The sequence below is a fragment of the Arcticibacter sp. genome, from assembly GCF_045629565.1.
GTDB lineage: Bacteria > Bacteroidota > Bacteroidia > Sphingobacteriales > Sphingobacteriaceae > Arcticibacter.
The window spans coordinates 14,104-30,804 of sequence record NZ_JAZQRL010000028.1 but is presented as its reverse complement, the minus strand read 5'-3'; the positions used below and the strand labels follow the sequence as shown (position 1 = coordinate 30,804).

Genomic DNA, 16,701 nt, shown 5'->3' with positions numbered 1-16,701 from the left:
TCAGTGACTTTAGGCGGTCTATGGGTATAGATAAGGGGCTACCCGCTTTGCTGTAAAAGCGAATAGCCCCTCAATTTATTTCGAAAACGTATTAGTCGATCCACTCGAAGCGCGTGTAGGGAACAAGTGCCTCGGGGATTCTAATGCCTTTTTCTGTTTGATTATTTTCTAGAAGAGACGCTACAATACGTGGCAGAGCCAGAGCACTTCCGTTTAGGGTATGAGCGAGTTGGGCCTTGCCCTCTTTTCCTTTAAACCGCAGCTTAAGCCTGTTACTCTGGAAAGTTTCAAAGTTAGATACGGATGAAACTTCCAGCCAGCGTTCTTGTGCCCCACTCCAAACTTCCATGTCATATGTTAAGGCAGAGGCGAAACTCATATCACCTCCGCAAAGACGGAGAACACGGTAAGGAAGGCCTAGTTTTTGAAGCAGCGACTGAACGTGAGCACTCATCAGTTCGATCGTGTGATAAGATTCATCAGGGTGTGTGATCTGAACAATCTCGACCTTATCGAATTGGTGAAGGCGGTTGAGCCCTCTTACATGGGCACCATAGGAGCCTGCCTCGCGGCGAAAGCACGGTGTGTACGCACAGTTTTTGATAGGGAGTTCGTCCTCTTTAACAATAACATCTCGATATAAATTCGTAACCGGAACCTCGGCGGTGGGTATCAGATACAGGTTATCAAGACCGACATGATACATCTGGCCTTCTTTGTCAGGTAGCTGCCCGGTGCCAAATCCTGATGCTTCGTTAACGACGATAGGGGGCTGAACTTCCCGGTATCCTGCCTCCTCAGCATGATCCAAAAAGAAGTTAATCAGGGCTCTTTGCAACTTAGCCCCTTTGCCTTTGTAGACAGGGAAGCCGGCTCCGGCAATTTTATTGCCGAGCTCAAAGTCGATTATGTCGTATTTTGTTGCGAGCTCCCAATGCGGAAGTGCATTTAATGGCAGCACAGGCTTCTCTCCGAATTCAAAAATGTTCTCGTTTTCCTCAGGAGTTGAGCCTTTTGCGACGCTGGTATGGGGCAGGTTAGGAAGCAGAACCAGATTTTTATGAAGCTCTTCTTCGGCATGGGTTAATTTATCTCCCATTAACTTAATCTGCTCTTTCAGTCCGGCTGTCTTCCCTTTAAGTTCTTCAGCCTGTTCTTTCTGACCACCGCGCATCAGCTCACCGATCTGCTTAGCCATTGCGTTTGCTTCCGCAGAGATGGAGTCTAACGAGGTTTGAGTCTGACGACGTTCTTCATCAAGTGAAATGATAGTGTCAACTAATTCAGGCTGTTTGAAATTTTTAACAGACAATCGTTCCAAAACCTTCTCTCTGTTCTCGCGGATATAACTAACTTGCAGCATCGTTGTAAATTTTTGTCAAAGATATGATCAGTTGACTGTTTGCAGGAAGTTTTTGCATTTTTTTTGAATATGACAGGGAAACTCTATCTCGTACCCACCCCCATTGGAAATCTGGAGGATATAACGCTTAGGGCGATCCGGGTTCTGAAGGAGGTGGATATCATTCTTGCGGAAGACACACGCACCAGTGCGCCGCTATTAAAACACTTTGGAATAGATAAAAAGGTTTACGCCCATCATCAGCATAATGAGCATAAGGCCAGTTCGGAGATTGTAAGATTTTTACAGGAAGGGCAAAATATTGCATTAATATCGGATGCCGGAACACCCGCGGTTTCCGACCCGGGTTTCTATCTGGTTCGGGAGGTGCTTAAGAATGACATCGAAATTGAGTGTCTTCCCGGAGCGACTGCTTTTGTGCCCGCGCTTGTTAATTCCGGGTTGCCGACTGACCGTTTCACGTTTGAAGGATTTTTACCTGTAAAAAAAGGACGTCAGACCCGATTAAAGGAACTTAGTGAAGAACCGCGGACCATGATCATTTATGAATCGCCGCATCGGCTCCTGAAGTCTTTAGACGAGTTCATCACGGTTTTTGGGGAAGGTCGTCCTGCCTCCGTTTCAAGGGAGCTGACGAAATTGTTCGAAGAAACCGTACGCGGTAGTTTGTCGGAAGTTAAATCTTACTATGAGTCACATACTTTAAAGGGTGAGTTTGTGGTTATAATAGCTGGGAAAGAAGGAAAGAAAAACATTAATAAAAAAGCGAATGAACTTTGAGAAGTTTTTAATAGATGAACAGGACCCTAAAGCTGTTGAAAAAATTCTTGTTAAGCTAAGTGATATGCTTACCCCGGGAGAAGAGATTTTATATCTTGCAGTGCAGAAAAAACCCGCCGTTACGCTGGTACCTGACACGGTAGCGGTGACCAGCAGGCGTTTGTTTTTTTGTATTCCAGGTAACCTTGGCTTGACCACCAATTTTGAAATCTATTCGTGGAAAGACATCAAAGAAGTTTCTTTCAAAGAGGAGTTCTTTGGTGCGCGCTTTACCGCTGTCCCTCTGAGCGGGGAGAACTTTACAGTGGATTACATTCCCAAGGTTCAGGCAAGGAAGCTCTATCAGTTTTCTAACCAACAGATAGACAAATTGAAGGCTGAATTGAAGCAAGAGCAGTATCTTAAGGAGCAAGAGCAAAGAAGAGAGCAGTTAGAAAAAGAAGCCAGGGCTCAAGCTGAAGCTGCTCAGCAGGTTATTTCCGAAGCTGTGACAATAGTTCCTGAACCTGTTGAACCATTTGAAGACGAGATCACGATGAAATTAAAAAAGTTAAAGGTGCTTTTCGAAAAACAACTGATCTCCCAGGAAGAATATGAAGCCAAAAAATCCGATATATTATCTCAGTTTTAAGTGAAAAGAAACTATTTTCTTGCCGTTATAAGTGCATTTCTATTATGGCTGGCCTGGCCACCTATGTCGTTCACGGCGCCAATATTGTTAGTCGCATTAGTGCCACTGCTGAGGGCAGTTGAAAACGTAATTCAATCTTCCCTTCCGCGAAAGGGAAGAAAGGTATTCTTGCTGTCGGGCTTGACATTCCTGATCTGGAATACTTCCTGTATTTACTGGGTATTCAATTCCTTAAACGCCGTGCTTGATGTTTGGGTTGCGTCTTTAATTTCGCTTATTCCGTTCGGCTTGGCAGCAATATTGATGACACTTGCATTCTGGCTGTATTTTCAGCTGCGCAGAACGTCGGGTAAGCTGATTAGCTATCTCGGTCTGATCAGCTTCTGGATTGCTTATGAATATCTGCACCAAAGTTGGGACCTTCAGTTTCCCTGGATGAATCTGGGGAATGGCTTTGCCGAAACACCGCGGTTAGTTCAGTGGTATGAGTTTACCGGAGTTTATGGCGGAACCCTGTGGATTCTTGTCGCTAATATTCTGGCTTTTGAGTTAAGTGAACAGGATGACTCTGCGACGCTTGGTTACCAGCTAAAGAAAAAACTAGCGGTTGCTTTGTCTATTTGGGTGGCTATTCCAATTGCTGGTTCGGTCATGATGTATACCGGTTATGTGGAGACTTCTAATCCTGCAAACGTAGTGGTGGTACAGCCGAATATTGACCCCTATGATAAGTGGAGCAAGTCGCCGGAGAAGCAGATTGATGACCTGATAAGACTCTCTGACTCAGTAGGACAGGCCAATACTGAATATTTTATCTGGCCGGAAACCGCTATCTCCAGAATGACTGAAGAGTATCGGATTCATAGTGATCTGAACTTCCTTAAGATTCAGGCTTTCCTGTCAAAGTATAAAAATGGTAATGTGCTCTCCGGTATTGAAAGTTTTAAATTATATGACAAGGCAGAAACGCCAAGTGCTGCTTATAATGAGTCATTTGGTAAATATCTCGACTATTATAATGCCGCAATTCATATAGAGAATTCCTCCAAGGTGCAGTTTTATCACAAGTCGAAGTTGGTGCCTGGGGTTGAGTCTCTTCCCTTTGCAACGGCATTAAGCTTTATGAAGCCAATATTCGCCGCATTTGGGGGTTCATCGGGAGGTTTCGGGAAGCAGGACAAGCCATCTGTTTTCTTTTCGCAGAGTGGAATGGGCGTTGCTCCGGTAATCTGTTATGAATCCATTTGGGGTAGCTATGTGGCTGAGTATATTCGGGACGGAGCGCAGTTTATTGCCATCATCACTAACGATGCATGGTGGGGAAATACTTCGGGAAAAGATCAGCATCTTGCTTATGCCCGCTTAAGAGCCATTGAGACCCGGCGGTGGGTGGCAAGATCAGCAAACACAGGCATTTCGGCTTTTATCAATCAAAGAGGGGATGTTATACAGGCTGCTCCCTGGTGGGTGCCGACGGCATTGAAGCAGGAGATTAACCTGAACAGTGACCTGACATTCTACGTTCGTTACGGAGACTGGATAGCCTGGGCAGGTTGTGTATTAGCGGTAGGACTGATTATTTTAATGCTGATTCGCCGCAGATCGGTGGGATCGTAATTTGCAAAGAGGTGTAAAACAGGCTCTAAGCTATTTTTTTTGAAACCTTGTGCGATCTTACCCGTAGAAGAAGATAAGTTAAGTGATTTGACTTATAGAGTAGTTTTAAGCTAGGTTTTTTTGAAAAAGGGTTGTCTCACTCATCATAAGAACAACCCTTTTTTATTCTGTGACACCGCCGAGATTTCCTTTGAAGTCTTCTTCGGTGATATTTTCGGCTTGATTCTCAAGAAGGAGTGCTTTCATTTTGTCTTCGCGTTCGATCATGTCTGCGAGGCTGGTTTCGCCGAGAATCTTCAGAGTGGCGTCGCGCACGTCTTTCATGACGTCCCGTATCCCGCAATATAATTCGCTTGTACATTCTTCACATCGTTCATAAAAGTTGAGGCTAACGCATGGGAGGAGTGCAATTGGACCGTCGATGATCCGAATGATAGCAGCAAGTTTAATCTCTTCGGCTTTCTTCATTAGATAATAACCTCCGCCGGCACCTTTCTTACTGGCAAGTATGCCGTTTCGCTTCATCTCCAGCAAAATAGCTTCCAGGAATTTTTTGGGAAGCTGCTCTTTAGCCGCAATAGCCGAAATGAGCATCGGAGAATTCCCTTTATTTCTTGCTAAAGCCATCAGGGCTTTTACTGCATATTTGGTTTTCTTCGTTAGCAAAGCAAATAGTATATAAAGTCAATAGCAAAGATACTATATAAATATTAGCAACGCAGAAAGCTGTATATATATTATGAAACCGCTAAAAGGATATAATAGCCGGCAAGTATCAGAAAGGCGATTGCAATAATGAAGGATAGCAAATAGATTAGTTTCCTGAATGCAGACGTCTTTTTCCTCTTAACAGACATGACACTGGTTATATCGTTAAGGCGTTTTACTTTATCATTGAAGTCGCCTTTCAGGCCGTCTCTGATGCGCTGCATATTGTTCAGCAGATCGTCCATTTCATCAGGTATGGTCTCGTTCAGTACTTCTTTGATACGCTTGGCAATGGTGGGAGATTTGCCGTTGGTGGATATAGCGATCTTCAGGTTGCCTTTTTGTACGATCGAGCCAAGGTAGAAGTCGCACAGATCGGGTTTATCTGCAACATTAGTTAATACCCTTTTCTCTTTGCAGATTGAGGCAATGCGGGAGCTGATGTCGCTGTCGTTTATAGCGACAATCGCGAGATCCATACCATTAAGATCACCTGGTTCGAACGCGCGTTCTGTATAAGGAATGTTGTGAAGCTGGAGGATATTCAGCACATCGGCGCTAATCTCCTGTGCCACTAGTTTAATATTAGCCTGCGGACTATTAGCCAGTAGGGCGCCAAGTTTTTCGAGAGCTACATAACCGCCGCCCACCAGAAGGAGGTTGAGGTTATGTAGCTTTACGAATATAGGAAACAACGGATTCGTTGCCTGCAGATCAGTCATCTTATGCTAATTGAAGATTTCTGTAGTCTTTCAATTGCAGGTTGAATAATTCAGATTGCTGAAAATAGTAGGTGGCGAATTCCTTAGTCGGCTCCTGTTGGTTCATCTGATATACCAGATCATGAAAGCTTGTAGGAAGAGCAACCTTCTTTGTTTCTACAAATGCAGAATCAAAGTCACGAATAATTCCAGCCTGAGTATTTGTTTTTAATCCTTCAGAAACCAAAAGAGCTTTTGCTGAATTTACAAACCCGGTGTAAGAGTGATAAATTGAATCAGCGTATTCTCCTGCTTCTAATGCTTCTCTCGACCAGTCAATACGCTCTTCAGCTTCGAAAAGCAAGGTCGCAACAAGGTCAATCATGACGCTGGCACATTCACCGATCCCGATAGCTGGTTTGTATGCTTCAGTATGTTCCCAATCGATAAAGTCGTCGGGAGTGATATCTTCTGATTTAGCGATAGGATTCAATAGGTCATAAAAATAGATCTTTCCCTGACGGGTATAGTAGGCGTTGTACAATTCTCCGTCGAGGCGATTATCGAAATAGTCATCAAGAAGCGTGCGCAGAATTTGCGGTCCGCGTTTACTCGGTACCTTCACGATCTTCTCCGATGCAACACCAGTTCCATCACCGGTTGGTCCGCCTCCAAGCAGTACCTGAAGCGCAGGGGCTACCATTTTTCCGATTTTCATACTGGAGCCATGGAATCCTATGGCGGCCATTGCATGCTGTCCGCAAGCATTGATGCATCCACTGATTTTTATGGTAATGTCTCTATTGTATATAAGCTCGGGATACTCAGCAGCAATGACTCTCTCCAGTTCACGTGTGATGCCTGTGCTATTTGAAATTCCGAGGTTACAAGTGTCGGTGCCCGGGCAAGATGTGATGTCGATAACGCTTTCAAACCCAGGTTCTGCTAAACCCAGTTCATTCAGCTTTTGAAATACGTAGGGAAGATTTTCAGTTTTCACAAAGCGTAACATGATGCCCTGTGAATTGGTAAGGCGGATATCGTCACCTGCAGCTTCGAGTACGAGTTGAGCAAACTTTCTGGCAACAGGTGTTTTGATGTCTCCGTTCTGAACACGGATACCAATGCTAACAAAGCCTTTTTGTTTCTGCTCAAAGATGTTGGTTTTAAGCCATCTCTCATACTTAGCCGGATCGCTGATTTCAGGAACTGGCAATATATTGCCCTCGGGTTCCGCAAACGCAATGTGGCGATCGATTTTGTAAGTTTTATTTTTTAGAGCGAGACGTTCATTCTCTGCAAGCTCAAGAAATGTATCTTTTCCAATGTCCTGAATAAGATACTTCAAGCGTGCCTTGTTTCTTTTTGCACGCTCTCCATAGCGATCAAAGATTCGGATAACCGATTCGGCAAAAGGAATTATCAAATCTTCATGCATGAAGTCTGTAACATCTTCGGCGATATGAGGCTGTGAACCAAGTCCGCCGCCAAGTACGACTTTGAAGCCTCTGACTTCTTCGCCGTTTTCGAATCTTACTTTCGGGACGAAACCAATATCATGCATAAAAGCAAACGCGGAGTCTTTCTCCGAAGAAGAAAAGGCCATCTTGAATTTCCTTCCCATATCCTGACAGATCGGATTGCGCAGGAAATACTCAAACGTAGCATGAGCGTAAGGAGTTACATCGAACGGCTCATCAGGATCCACGCCCGCCATTGCCGATCCGGTTACATTTCTCACCGTATTTCCACAGGCTTCGCGTAAGGTTACTGAATCTTTTTCAAGCTCAGCCCATAACTCAGGTGTGCGTTCCAAGCTCACGTAATGCAGCTGGATGTCCTGTCGGGTAGTAATATGTAAGTTGCCGGTAGCATAATTGTCTGATACATCGGAGATTCGATATAGCTGCTGAACGGTCATTCTTCCGTAAGGAAGCTTGATCCTGATCATCTGTACACCAGGCTGCCTCTGGCCGTAAACGCCTCTTGCCAACCTCAGACTACGGAACTTCTCTTCATGAATTTGTCCCTCTCTGAACAGTCGGATCTTTTTCTCAAGTTCAATTATGTCTTTCTGTACCAGCGGATTCTCTAGCTCTGTTCTGAAACCTTGCATTCTCTATAGAGTTGATATGATTATCAAAAATAGCAATAATGACGCACTATCAGAAATATTTCTAAAACCTGATCCGTATATGACTGAAGGGCGTTCTCAGTGTCGGTGTTTGCCTCCTCAATTTCTTTATCTTTGAGCATCAACAAAACAAACAGAAAATGGCTGAGATAAATATTCCACGACTGGACCTGAACCACTATGTGAGCGGATCTGCTGAGCAGAAGAAGCAGTTTGCAGAAAACATAGGCAAGGCTTTTACGGAAACTGGATTTGTCACGATCGCGAATCACGGAATGACGCAGGAACTGATGAATGAGCTCTACGTGGAAATTAAAAAGTTTTTTGAGCTTCCGGAGGAAGTGAAGAGCAAGTATGAAGAGCCGGAGCTGGCAGGACAGAGGGGGTATACTAGTAAAGGAAAGGAAAAAGCAAAGGGTGCGCCAGTGGCGGATCTGAAGGAGTTCTGGCAGAGGGGGCAAACTGTAACTGACGGTGATCCGGTAAAAGCGCAGTATCCTGACAATATTCTGGTAGAAGAATTGCCACGTTTTAATGAAGTTACGCGTGAGGTTTACGAACGGCTGGAAGTGGCAGGAAGGCACTTGCTGAAAGCCATTTCAGTATATATGGGTCTGGATGAAAATTATTTTGAGCCTAAAGTGCATAATGGCAACTCCATATTGCGCGGAATCCATTATTTCCCGATTCTTGATCCCGATGCTTTGGCTCCTAACGCTGTGCGGGCAGGTGCTCATGAAGATATCAATCTGATTACCTTACTGATCGGTGCCAGTGCGGATGGTCTTGAGGTGTTGACTCGCACAGGAACTTGGTATCCAGTGAAAGCGCAAGTAGAAGATATTGTCGTTAATGTAGGGGATATGCTCCAGCGTTTGACAAATAATAAACTTAAGTCTACTACTCACCGTGTCGTAAATCCACCAAGGGAGTTAATGAAATCGTCAAGATACTCTGTTCCTTTCTTCCTGCATCCGAAGCTGGATATGGACCTGACTTGTTTGGATATTTGTATTAGCAACGATTGTCCGAAGGCATATAGTGATATGACTGCAGGCGAATATCTCGATGAGCGTTTGAGAGAAATCGGTCTGAAAATGTGATAAAAATAGTAAGGGTCTGAGGGTTTTTCACCTTCAGATCCTGCTAATAATTGTTCATCTCTTTACCCAGGGCCTGTTCAAACTCGTCCGGGCATTGTGTTCCGATAATATATTCCAATCCGTCGCGGTCAGTTAGCTTTAAAGCTTCTTTTCCTCCGGCATAGAATTTTATCTTTCCATTGGTATGCAAATTATATACCGGGTTGTTTATGAGATAGGGGCTGTACTTCGTGCGTTCAACTTTTACAATGCTATTCAAATCAATCTTTACCAGCCTGGTTGTCCAAAGTCCGTCAATGATTATACTCTTATTCCTCACTGTGGTGCGGAAATGAACCATAAACAGCATGACGACAGAACCAACTAAGATACCGATGCCGACGAGGACGAGCACTTCGGCCGTTCTTTCCTTGTTAGAGCTCAGAAAGTAGGCGCCAAAACAGAAAAGAGCCATTGTGAGCCGAACGCTGATACGGTTATAGTCCCTGCCCAGATACTGTTTTTCTGTAAAGGTTACTTGATCTGTCATGTTATTCGGATGTTTCAATAATGAAAATATTTTGCGTATCACTGGTTACCCTGTACCGGTTGTCGGATCTGTAACCGACCACCCATAAGATATCACCATTCCCGTTTTCCAGTATTCCGATCTCGGCTTTTCCAAAGCGGTTTAGCTTCTGACCGATAAAGAAATCGCTGATGTTTTTCTTCCCTGTCATTCCCAGGGGGTGAAAATAATCACCTTTATTCCATAGACGCAAATTAAGGGGGAATTGTAACAAGTCAGCGTTCAAATATGCAATTTTACCGTCTCCTGAGAAACGCAGTTCTTCAGGAGTGACACGGCTGATAGTATACTTCATGCCGTTCCATTCAAAATTTTTCGTGTCCTTCAAGATGGCGATTTCAGGGCTTTCAGCACTTGAACGTTTCTTTAAGATCAATGTGCTTCTGTCCAGCAGCAAAACATGGCTCTTAGATTCAAAAATTTTACCTGATTGCGTGCGCCATACGCTCACCAGATCCTGGATCGTAGTTTCATTGAATTGATATGGCTTCAACAATTCGTAAAGTAATAAATCCCGCGGATTTAGATCTGCCAGCAGATCAACGTCGATTTCAATCGTATCTACGCTTGTATGATGAAAGAATTTGTTCCTCAACTTCTCAACTTCCTGATTTAAAAATATCTCAACCTGCAGGAAGCGCCGGCTGTTTTCTTCGAATGTGAGGTCAAGGTCTTCATTGAGCTGCTTCATCTTAGGAATCACCTCATGCCGAATCTTGTTTCTGGCGTACTTGATAGAAGCATTTGAGCTGTCCTCTCGGTAGGAAATGCTGCTGTTTGAAACAATAGCATCAATCTCCTCTGCGGTCAGAAAGAGGAGAGGCCTCAGGATTCTATCCCTTCTTGGCAGTATTCCATGAAGGCCTGCGATGCCCGTTCCTCTGATGAGGTTGAGCAGTATGGTTTCGGTAGCATCACTTTTGTGCTGAGCAACAGCTATATAGTGGTAGCCATGTTCTTGTCTGACTTGCTCAAACCAGGCGTATCGTAATTCTCTTGCCGCCATCTGTATCGAAATCTGATTCGATGATGCATACGCAGGAGTATCAAACCTGATTGAATGGAAGGGTACGTTAAGCTGTGAGGCCAGCTCCCTGGTAAAAACCTCATCTCCGTTAGATTCCTCATCCCGAAGGCAAAAATTACAGTGCGCTATACCAAACTGGTATCCTGAAGCGTAAAGGAGGTGTGCCAACAGTACAGAGTCTTTTCCTCCGCTGACACCAAGCAGCAGCCGGTCGGCATGACCGAACAAATTGTGCTGCGAGATGTATGAAAGAAACCTATCTGTTGGAAGCATGGTCAAAACTATTTAAATAAACTGTAAATAATGCTGACGACATACATACAAATTACATGCTCAAAAAAACTAATTTTGTATTGTGAGAAAACTGCTTTTTCTTTTTATCGCTCTTTTATGTGTTTGTCATGTTTCAGCACAGAAGAGAAGCCAGGTCCAGTTAACCAGTTCTACCGAAATTAAAGGAGTTGAGAGAAACGGGGTCCAATTTTTCAGAGTTATCAATCCGGTGTTTGTCCAGGAGGGTTCTACCCTTCGAGCCGACAGTTCCGACTACAACCAGGCAGGTAATGCTTTCGACGCGTTTGGGCATGTGGTTATTACACAGCCGGATGGGACTGTAATTTATTCAGATCTGTTGAACTATGACGGGAACACGAGGACGGCCATCCTGACCAACAACGTCCGCATGGTTGATAAAACGTCGGTTCTGACCACTAATCATTTGACGTACAAGATGGCAAATAGAATTGGTACCTATATCGGCGGAGGTAAGATAGAGAATGGAAAAGATATTCTCACAAGTAAGAACGGCTACTACTTTGCTTCTACCAATGATGCTTATTTTCGCTTTGATGTAGTTGTTAATACCCCCGATGCCCTTATAAACACCGATACGCTTAAGTACAACACTAACTCGAAGGTTGCTTACTTTTATGGGCCTACCACCATTAATGGTAAAAACGCAAATAAAGCATCGCGGCTATACACAGAAAACGGCCGATATAATACCATGACTGATCAGGCATGGTTCGGTAAAAAGAACTTGTATACGGAGGGTTCTAAATCGCTTAAGGGCGATAGTCTGTTTTACGATGGAAAGGCAGGGATGGGCAAAGCTGTTAACAACATCACGTTTCTTGACACCGTTCAAAAGGTTATCTTGAAAGGTAATCAGGGCATTTACAGGCGAGCCGACGAAAGTGCACTGGTTACACGAAACGCTTATGTCGTTATGGAGGTTGAAAAAGATTCCGCTTCTGTAGATTCCATCTATATGACCGCTGATACCCTGATGACGAAGATGATTTATAAAAAGGACCTGATTCCCGCAAATCCAGAAGAGCTTAAGTCTGATGAGGAGATCGAAGAAGATCCGGAAGGTGCGATTGTTGAAGACGGCGGAATCGCCATCCCTAAAAGATTGGCGCCTCCTCCGGCACCGCCAAAACAGGAACCTGAAGTAAAAGTCTCCAAAAGGGACAGGAAAAGAAAAAAAGAGCAGGACCAAGCATCGAAAGCAGAAAGGCCACTTGAAGATACACAACCGGCAGGTGTGTCCATGGCTGTTACTGACAGCACCAACGTGTTGGACACTACAGAAACACGACTGGCAACTGACAGTATTACTCCAGCTACAGATAGCTTGTCAAAAAAAGTTGCTGGAAGTCGCGGCAGCCTGACCCAGGGTGCCAGTGCAGATACCACAGGCAAAAAAGCGACCTTCAATCCGCAGGATACTGTAAAGACAAGGATTATTAACGCTTACCACAAAGTGAAGATCTTCAAATCAGATCTCCAATCCCGGTCAGATTCTACTTTTTATAGCTATGCAGATTCAATTATCAGGTGTTATAACAACCCGATCATTTGGACACAAGGAACCCAGCTGACTGCTGATACGATTTTTCTGCAAATGAAAAATCAGAAGTTAGACAATATGCTTTTGCAGAACAACGGCCTTATTGTGAGTGCTGAAGGAGATTCGAGCCGCTTTAACCAGGTGAAGGGGAAAGTGCTGACGGGATTGTTCAAGGATAGTAAATTGGAAAGTATGTTCGTGGATGGCAATGCCGAAAGTATCTATTATACGCTCGAAGATAGCGTATATACAGGTTTTAACCGGTCGCTGAGCAGCAGAATGAAGCTTGAATTTGCTGACAGTAAGCTGAAACGCGTGGTGCTGGTACGAAAGCCCGAAGGAAAATACTATCCTATTGAGAAGGCGCCGAAGGATATGGAAATTCTCGAAGGCTTTATTTGGAAGCCCAAAGACCGGCCAAAATCGAAAGAAGAGATTATTCCTGCGCTGCAGCCCCAAAAGTCACCAGCCGCTTCCGGGAAGACGCCTTCAAAACCTCAGCAGCCGAGCAAAGCAGTAACCAGGAGGTAAGTCCTGACCGTAGGTGTCAGGACTTACCGCTGGTTACTGCTGATTCAGAAACCCGACAAGTTTTTCAACCGCCCTTGCTCTGTGGCTGATTCGGTTCTTCTCTTCAGCAGGCATCTCCGCGAAAGAAACGTCATAACCCTGAGGTTTAAAAATTGGGTCATAGCCAAAACCTGCAGAGCCTGAGCGGGTATTTGTGATTTCGCCTTCAACAGAGCCTTCGAATAGATGTTCCTTGCCATCAAGGACAATGGAAATCACACACTTAAAACTGGCGGAGCGGTCGCTCACGTCCTTCATTTTGCTCATTACAAGCTGCAGGTTTTCTTCCGGATCACGTGAGCCGGAATAGCGCGCAGAATAGACTCCCGGCTCACCGTTCAAAGCCTTTACCTCCAGACCTGAATCATCCGAGAAGCAATCGATCTGGAAACGATCCCATATATACCGGCTCTTCTGCGAAGCGTTATCTTGAAAAGTATCACCGGTTTCGGGGATGTCATCCGTGCAGCCAATCTCTTCAAGGGTCTTGAGCTGGAATTTATTACCAATCAGTGCCTGAACTTCTTCCAGCTTATGCTTGTTATTGGTTGCAAATACTAATGTTCTCATTAAAGTTTTTTCATTTGATTCCAAAATTCTCTTTTCTTATCAACACTACTCAGCATTTCTGCGAAGCTGTAGGTGAACAGCACCTGAATCCCCTCAAAATCTGTAATTACGTTTTTTGGTAAAGGCCTTATTTTGACCTCTTGAGGATCAATTCCAAAAAGTACAATGCTGCTGCAGGCAAAGTAAGTTTTAAACTCTTTCCATGTGGATGTGCTGTACTTGCGTTGGTTAACTATGGCAACATCTTTGATGCTCATTCTCTTTGCACCGAGAATGTTGGCCAGTGCCTCAAGCTCGTTGGAGCGAAGATTCGGATGACTTTCTTCCTGAATCAATAGAAGCATGAACTTGTTATTCTCTCCAAGATAATTAAATGTAGGGCTACTTTCCTGATTCGTTGTGGAGGTTGCAGCTAGTTCCCTCTCGTTGACCAGATAGATATCCTCTGTCATCAGGTATTGAAGCGCTGCAGGATCGGATGCTTTCATTTCACTCATTACTCAAAAGTAGTAATCCTTTGTTAAAAATAGTTAAATCAGCCGCAGCGCCTGCATGGAAGCAGAAATTAAGCTTACCTTTATGAAGGTGTAAATCAAATATTTTCTTCAGCAAATCAAAGATTATATCATTAGTTTTGCAGGATTACCATTTGGAATATACTGCATATTTGTTATTGCGGGCCCGAAAGGTCCGGGATGCTATAACGTACATAAACATAATGAAACAAACCGTAGGGATACTTTTTTTTCTGTTAACATCTATCAACCTCACTTTCGCTCAAAACTTTACAGTTAATAAAATAGCAGCTGTCGTTGGTGATAATGTCATCTTACAATCGGATATAGAGCGTGAATATGCCAATTATATCCTGCAAGGTAATCCACAAAATGAGGAAGTGAAATGTGGAGTGTTACAGCAGATGCTGACACAGAAGCTCCTTTCTCAGCAAGCTGTTATTGACTCGGTCACCGTGACAGATGACGAGGTGACCAATGAAGTAGACAGGCGTATGCGTGCTTTTATTCAGAGAGCCGGAGGACAGGAGCGTCTGGAGCAGTTTTTGAATCGCTCTGTGCTGCAATATAAAGACGAGATCCGTCCTGACGTTAAAGAACAGTTGGTTGCTAACCGCATGCATTCCAAAATAACCGAGAATGTAGGCATTACACCGTTAGAGGTTAAGCGGTTCTTCGAATCCATCCCGAAAGATAGTCTTCCTGAATACCCCACAGAAGTTGAGGTAGGAGAGATTGTCGTTTACCCTAAGCTCACTAAGGCAGAAAAAGAAAAGTTTAGAGACAAGGCAGAAGCATTACGTCTTCGTATCAAGGCAGGAGAAGACTTTGCCACCTTGGCACGACTCTACTCGCAAGATCCGGGATCAGCACCTGAAGGAGGGGATTTGGGGTTCTTTGACAGGACCGCGATGGTAAAAGAATTTACGGCGTTGGCTTTCAAACTTAAGGTGAATGAGCTTTCTCCCGTATTTGAAACAGACTTTGGATTTCACTTCCTGCAGGTGATGGAACGCCGCGGTGAGCAAGTTCGTGCCCGTCACATCCTGATCAAAATGGAAGCTCCGCCAGAAAGCCTGGTACGCACCAAAGTGGCGATCGACAGCATCTACGAAAATGTGGTGAACAAGAAGCTTCCGTTTTCGACAGCGGCCTCCATGTATTCCGATAATAATGATACTAAATACAACGGTGGAATGATGCTGAATGCAGAGAATGTTTCATCGAGAACTACTTTTATTCCGACTGACAAACTTGATCCGTCGGTTTTCTTCGCTATCGACACGATGAAAGTCGGAACTTACTCCAAACCTTACGAGTTCACTGCAAGAGATGGCAAGAAAGGATACCGTTTTGTATATCTTAAATCCAAAACTGATCCTCACAGAGCCAACCTTGATCAGGATTTTCCTAAGATCAAGGAAATCGCGTTTGAAGACAAGATCCAACGCGAAGTAAGCAGCTGGTTTGAGAAACGAAGGACGTCTACTTATATTAAGATAGACCCTGAGTTCCAAACATGTGAAAGTCTTAAGATGTGGCTACCCAATGAAACAGCGCAGGTGAACTAATGAACTATATGTCGGATGTAGAAGGTTTAGACGCTTTAAGTTTATCTTACAAAAAGGTGAACAAAGAGATCTCTACGGTTATTATCGGACAGGATGAGGTCGTGAAAGCGGTACTCATCTCTATACTTAGCAACGGTCACTGCCTGCTTATCGGTGTGCCTGGCTTAGCAAAGACCTTACTCGTCAATACTATAGCGCAAGTCCTCGACCTGAGTTATAACAGAGTGCAATTTACACCTGATCTGATGCCATCTGATATCGTCGGGTCAGAGATTCTGGGGGAAGACCGGTCATTCAAATTCTTGAAAGGGCCCGTCTTTTCCAATATCATCCTGGCTGACGAGATCAACCGGACTCCCCCTAAGACTCAAGCGGCACTGCTTGAGGCTATGCAGGAAAAGATCATCACAGTAGGAGGCAAAAGCTATCCTCTGCCAAATCCTTTTTTTGTCCTGGCGACCCAGAATCCCATAGAGCAGGAGGGGACATATCCGCTTCCTGAGGCCCAGCTTGACCGTTTTATGTTTAACGTGACGCTGTCGTATCCATCTTTTAGGGATGAAATAGAGGTCGTAAAAAGCACAACAACCAATTGCAGGCCGGAACTGCACAAAGTTCTTACCGCTGAACAGATATTGTATTTCCAACGGCTCATCCGAAGCGTGCCTATCACCGATCACGTTCTTGAATATGCAGTTTCCCTTTCTGCAAAGACCAGGCCAGGCACTGAACTTGCAACGTCTCATGTAAATAAATATCTCCATTGGGGAGCAGGGCCCCGCGCCTCTCAATATCTGGTTATGGGAGCCAAGTGCCATGCAGCCATCATGGGCAAATATTCTCCTGATATTGAAGACGTACAGGCAGTTGCGATGCAAATTCTAAGACATAGAATAGTTCGTAATTACAAGGCCGAAGCCGAGGGCTTGAGTGCCGATGATATCATCAGAGGCCTGTATTAACGCGGCGTTCCCGCGATATGCATGCG

General features: G+C 44.4%; 15 protein-coding genes. 7 read left to right on the top strand and 8 right to left on the bottom strand.

Annotated elements, in window-relative coordinates; all coding sequences use genetic code 11:
• Positions 1–91: 91 nt before the first annotated feature.
• Positions 92–1,363 carry a serine--tRNA ligase gene (gene serS, locus ACKI5J_RS03075; protein ID WP_407426395.1) on the bottom strand — a complete coding sequence of 424 codons (1,272 nt, stop codon included), beginning with the start codon at positions 1,361–1,363 and terminating at the stop codon, positions 92–94.
• Between the two features lie 69 nt (positions 1,364–1,432).
• Between serS and rsmI the strand changes: the two genes are divergently transcribed.
• From rsmI to lnt, 3 genes are read left to right on the top strand one after another with little or no spacing between them, the layout of a single operon-like run.
• Positions 1,433–2,143, top strand: a complete 711-nt coding sequence (gene rsmI, locus ACKI5J_RS03070) for a 16S rRNA (cytidine(1402)-2'-O)-methyltransferase (RefSeq protein WP_407426393.1) — start codon at positions 1,433–1,435, stop codon at positions 2,141–2,143.
• A complete protein-coding gene (locus ACKI5J_RS03065; RefSeq protein ID WP_407426391.1) occupies positions 2,133–2,774 on the top strand; it encodes a PH domain-containing protein in 642 nt (213 codons plus the stop codon). The genes rsmI and ACKI5J_RS03065 overlap by 11 nt, the downstream gene beginning before the upstream one ends.
• Positions 2,775–4,391 (top strand): apolipoprotein N-acyltransferase, encoded by a 1,617-nt coding sequence (gene lnt, locus ACKI5J_RS03060; protein WP_407426389.1) that lies wholly within the window; start codon positions 2,775–2,777, stop codon positions 4,389–4,391.
• Positions 4,392–4,553: 162 nt separating this feature from the next.
• Here lnt and ACKI5J_RS03055 read toward each other — a convergent pair whose 3' ends face one another.
• The 3 genes from ACKI5J_RS03055 to ACKI5J_RS03045 form a co-directional block, all read right to left on the bottom strand.
• Positions 4,554–5,057: an RrF2 family transcriptional regulator gene (locus tag ACKI5J_RS03055; protein WP_407426387.1), complete on the bottom strand. Its 504-nt coding sequence runs from the start codon at positions 5,055–5,057 to the stop codon at positions 4,554–4,556.
• A gap of 71 nt (positions 5,058–5,128) precedes the next feature.
• Entirely contained in the window at positions 5,129–5,821 is a 693-nt protein-coding gene (locus tag ACKI5J_RS03050) for a bifunctional precorrin-2 dehydrogenase/sirohydrochlorin ferrochelatase (protein ID WP_407426385.1), read from the bottom strand.
• Position 5,822: 1 nt separating this feature from the next.
• A complete protein-coding gene (locus ACKI5J_RS03045) occupies positions 5,823–7,916 on the bottom strand; it encodes a nitrite reductase (RefSeq protein ID WP_407426383.1) in 2,094 nt (697 codons plus the stop codon).
• A gap of 158 nt (positions 7,917–8,074) precedes the next feature.
• Here ACKI5J_RS03045 and ACKI5J_RS03040 point away from each other — a divergent pair, with 158 nt between their 5' ends.
• On the top strand, positions 8,075–9,037 hold the full coding sequence (locus ACKI5J_RS03040; protein WP_407426381.1) for an isopenicillin N synthase family dioxygenase: 963 nt from the start codon (positions 8,075–8,077) through the stop codon (positions 9,035–9,037).
• A 43-nt stretch (positions 9,038–9,080) separates the two neighbouring features.
• On the opposite strand, the gene ACKI5J_RS03035 is transcribed toward ACKI5J_RS03040, so the two are convergent.
• Positions 9,081–9,566 carry a hypothetical protein gene (locus ACKI5J_RS03035; RefSeq protein ID WP_407426379.1) on the bottom strand — a complete coding sequence of 162 codons (486 nt, stop codon included), beginning with the start codon at positions 9,564–9,566 and terminating at the stop codon, positions 9,081–9,083.
• A gap of 1 nt (position 9,567) precedes the next feature.
• A complete protein-coding gene (gene tilS, locus ACKI5J_RS03030; RefSeq protein ID WP_407426377.1) occupies positions 9,568–10,905 on the bottom strand; it encodes a tRNA lysidine(34) synthetase TilS in 1,338 nt (445 codons plus the stop codon).
• Between the two features lie 82 nt (positions 10,906–10,987).
• On the opposite strand from tilS, the gene ACKI5J_RS03025 reads away from it, so the two are divergent.
• Entirely contained in the window at positions 10,988–13,018 is a 2,031-nt protein-coding gene (locus ACKI5J_RS03025; RefSeq protein ID WP_407426375.1) for an OstA-like protein, read from the top strand.
• 33 nt (positions 13,019–13,051) lie between these two features.
• On the opposite strand, the gene rdgB is transcribed toward ACKI5J_RS03025, so the two are convergent.
• Positions 13,052–13,627: an RdgB/HAM1 family non-canonical purine NTP pyrophosphatase gene (gene rdgB, locus ACKI5J_RS03020; RefSeq protein WP_407426373.1), complete on the bottom strand. Its 576-nt coding sequence runs from the start codon at positions 13,625–13,627 to the stop codon at positions 13,052–13,054.
• Positions 13,627–14,124, bottom strand: a complete 498-nt coding sequence (locus tag ACKI5J_RS03015; RefSeq protein ID WP_407426371.1) for a hypothetical protein — start codon at positions 14,122–14,124, stop codon at positions 13,627–13,629. Before ACKI5J_RS03015 ends, rdgB begins: the two co-directional genes overlap by 1 nt.
• Before the next feature lie 221 nt (positions 14,125–14,345).
• On the opposite strand from ACKI5J_RS03015, the gene ACKI5J_RS03010 reads away from it, so the two are divergent.
• Together ACKI5J_RS03010 and ACKI5J_RS03005 are read left to right on the top strand one after the other, a co-directional pair.
• A complete protein-coding gene (locus ACKI5J_RS03010) occupies positions 14,346–15,713 on the top strand; it encodes a peptidylprolyl isomerase (RefSeq protein WP_407426369.1) in 1,368 nt (455 codons plus the stop codon).
• Positions 15,713–16,675 (top strand): AAA family ATPase, encoded by a 963-nt coding sequence (locus tag ACKI5J_RS03005; protein ID WP_407426367.1) that lies wholly within the window; start codon positions 15,713–15,715, stop codon positions 16,673–16,675. Before ACKI5J_RS03010 ends, ACKI5J_RS03005 begins: the two co-directional genes overlap by 1 nt.
• Positions 16,676–16,701: the final 26 nt, after the last annotated feature.

What these genes read in the sequence shown, in the direction of transcription:
- serS (WP_407426395.1), bottom strand. Translation starts at nt 1,363, where the DNA reads ATGCTGCAAGTTAGTTATATCCGCGAGAACAGAGAGAAGGTTTTGGAA.
- rsmI (WP_407426393.1), top strand. Translation starts at nt 1,433, where the DNA reads ATGACAGGGAAACTCTATCTCGTACCCACCCCCATTGGAAATCTGGAG.
- ACKI5J_RS03065 (WP_407426391.1), top strand. Translation starts at nt 2,133, where the DNA reads ATGAACTTTGAGAAGTTTTTAATAGATGAACAGGACCCTAAAGCTGTT.
- ACKI5J_RS03050 (WP_407426385.1), bottom strand. Translation starts at nt 5,821, where the DNA reads ATGACTGATCTGCAGGCAACGAATCCGTTGTTTCCTATATTCGTAAAG.
- ACKI5J_RS03045 (WP_407426383.1), bottom strand. Translation starts at nt 7,916, where the DNA reads ATGCAAGGTTTCAGAACAGAGCTAGAGAATCCGCTGGTACAGAAAGAC.
- ACKI5J_RS03040 (WP_407426381.1), top strand. Translation starts at nt 8,075, where the DNA reads ATGGCTGAGATAAATATTCCACGACTGGACCTGAACCACTATGTGAGC.
- ACKI5J_RS03035 (WP_407426379.1), bottom strand. Translation starts at nt 9,566, where the DNA reads ATGACAGATCAAGTAACCTTTACAGAAAAACAGTATCTGGGCAGGGAC.
- tilS (WP_407426377.1), bottom strand. Translation starts at nt 10,905, where the DNA reads ATGCTTCCAACAGATAGGTTTCTTTCATACATCTCGCAGCACAATTTG.
- rdgB (WP_407426373.1), bottom strand. Translation starts at nt 13,627, where the DNA reads ATGAGAACATTAGTATTTGCAACCAATAACAAGCATAAGCTGGAAGAA.
- ACKI5J_RS03015 (WP_407426371.1), bottom strand. Translation starts at nt 14,124, where the DNA reads ATGAGTGAAATGAAAGCATCCGATCCTGCAGCGCTTCAATACCTGATG.
- ACKI5J_RS03010 (WP_407426369.1), top strand. Translation starts at nt 14,346, where the DNA reads ATGAAACAAACCGTAGGGATACTTTTTTTTCTGTTAACATCTATCAAC.
- ACKI5J_RS03005 (WP_407426367.1), top strand. Translation starts at nt 15,713, where the DNA reads ATGAACTATATGTCGGATGTAGAAGGTTTAGACGCTTTAAGTTTATCT.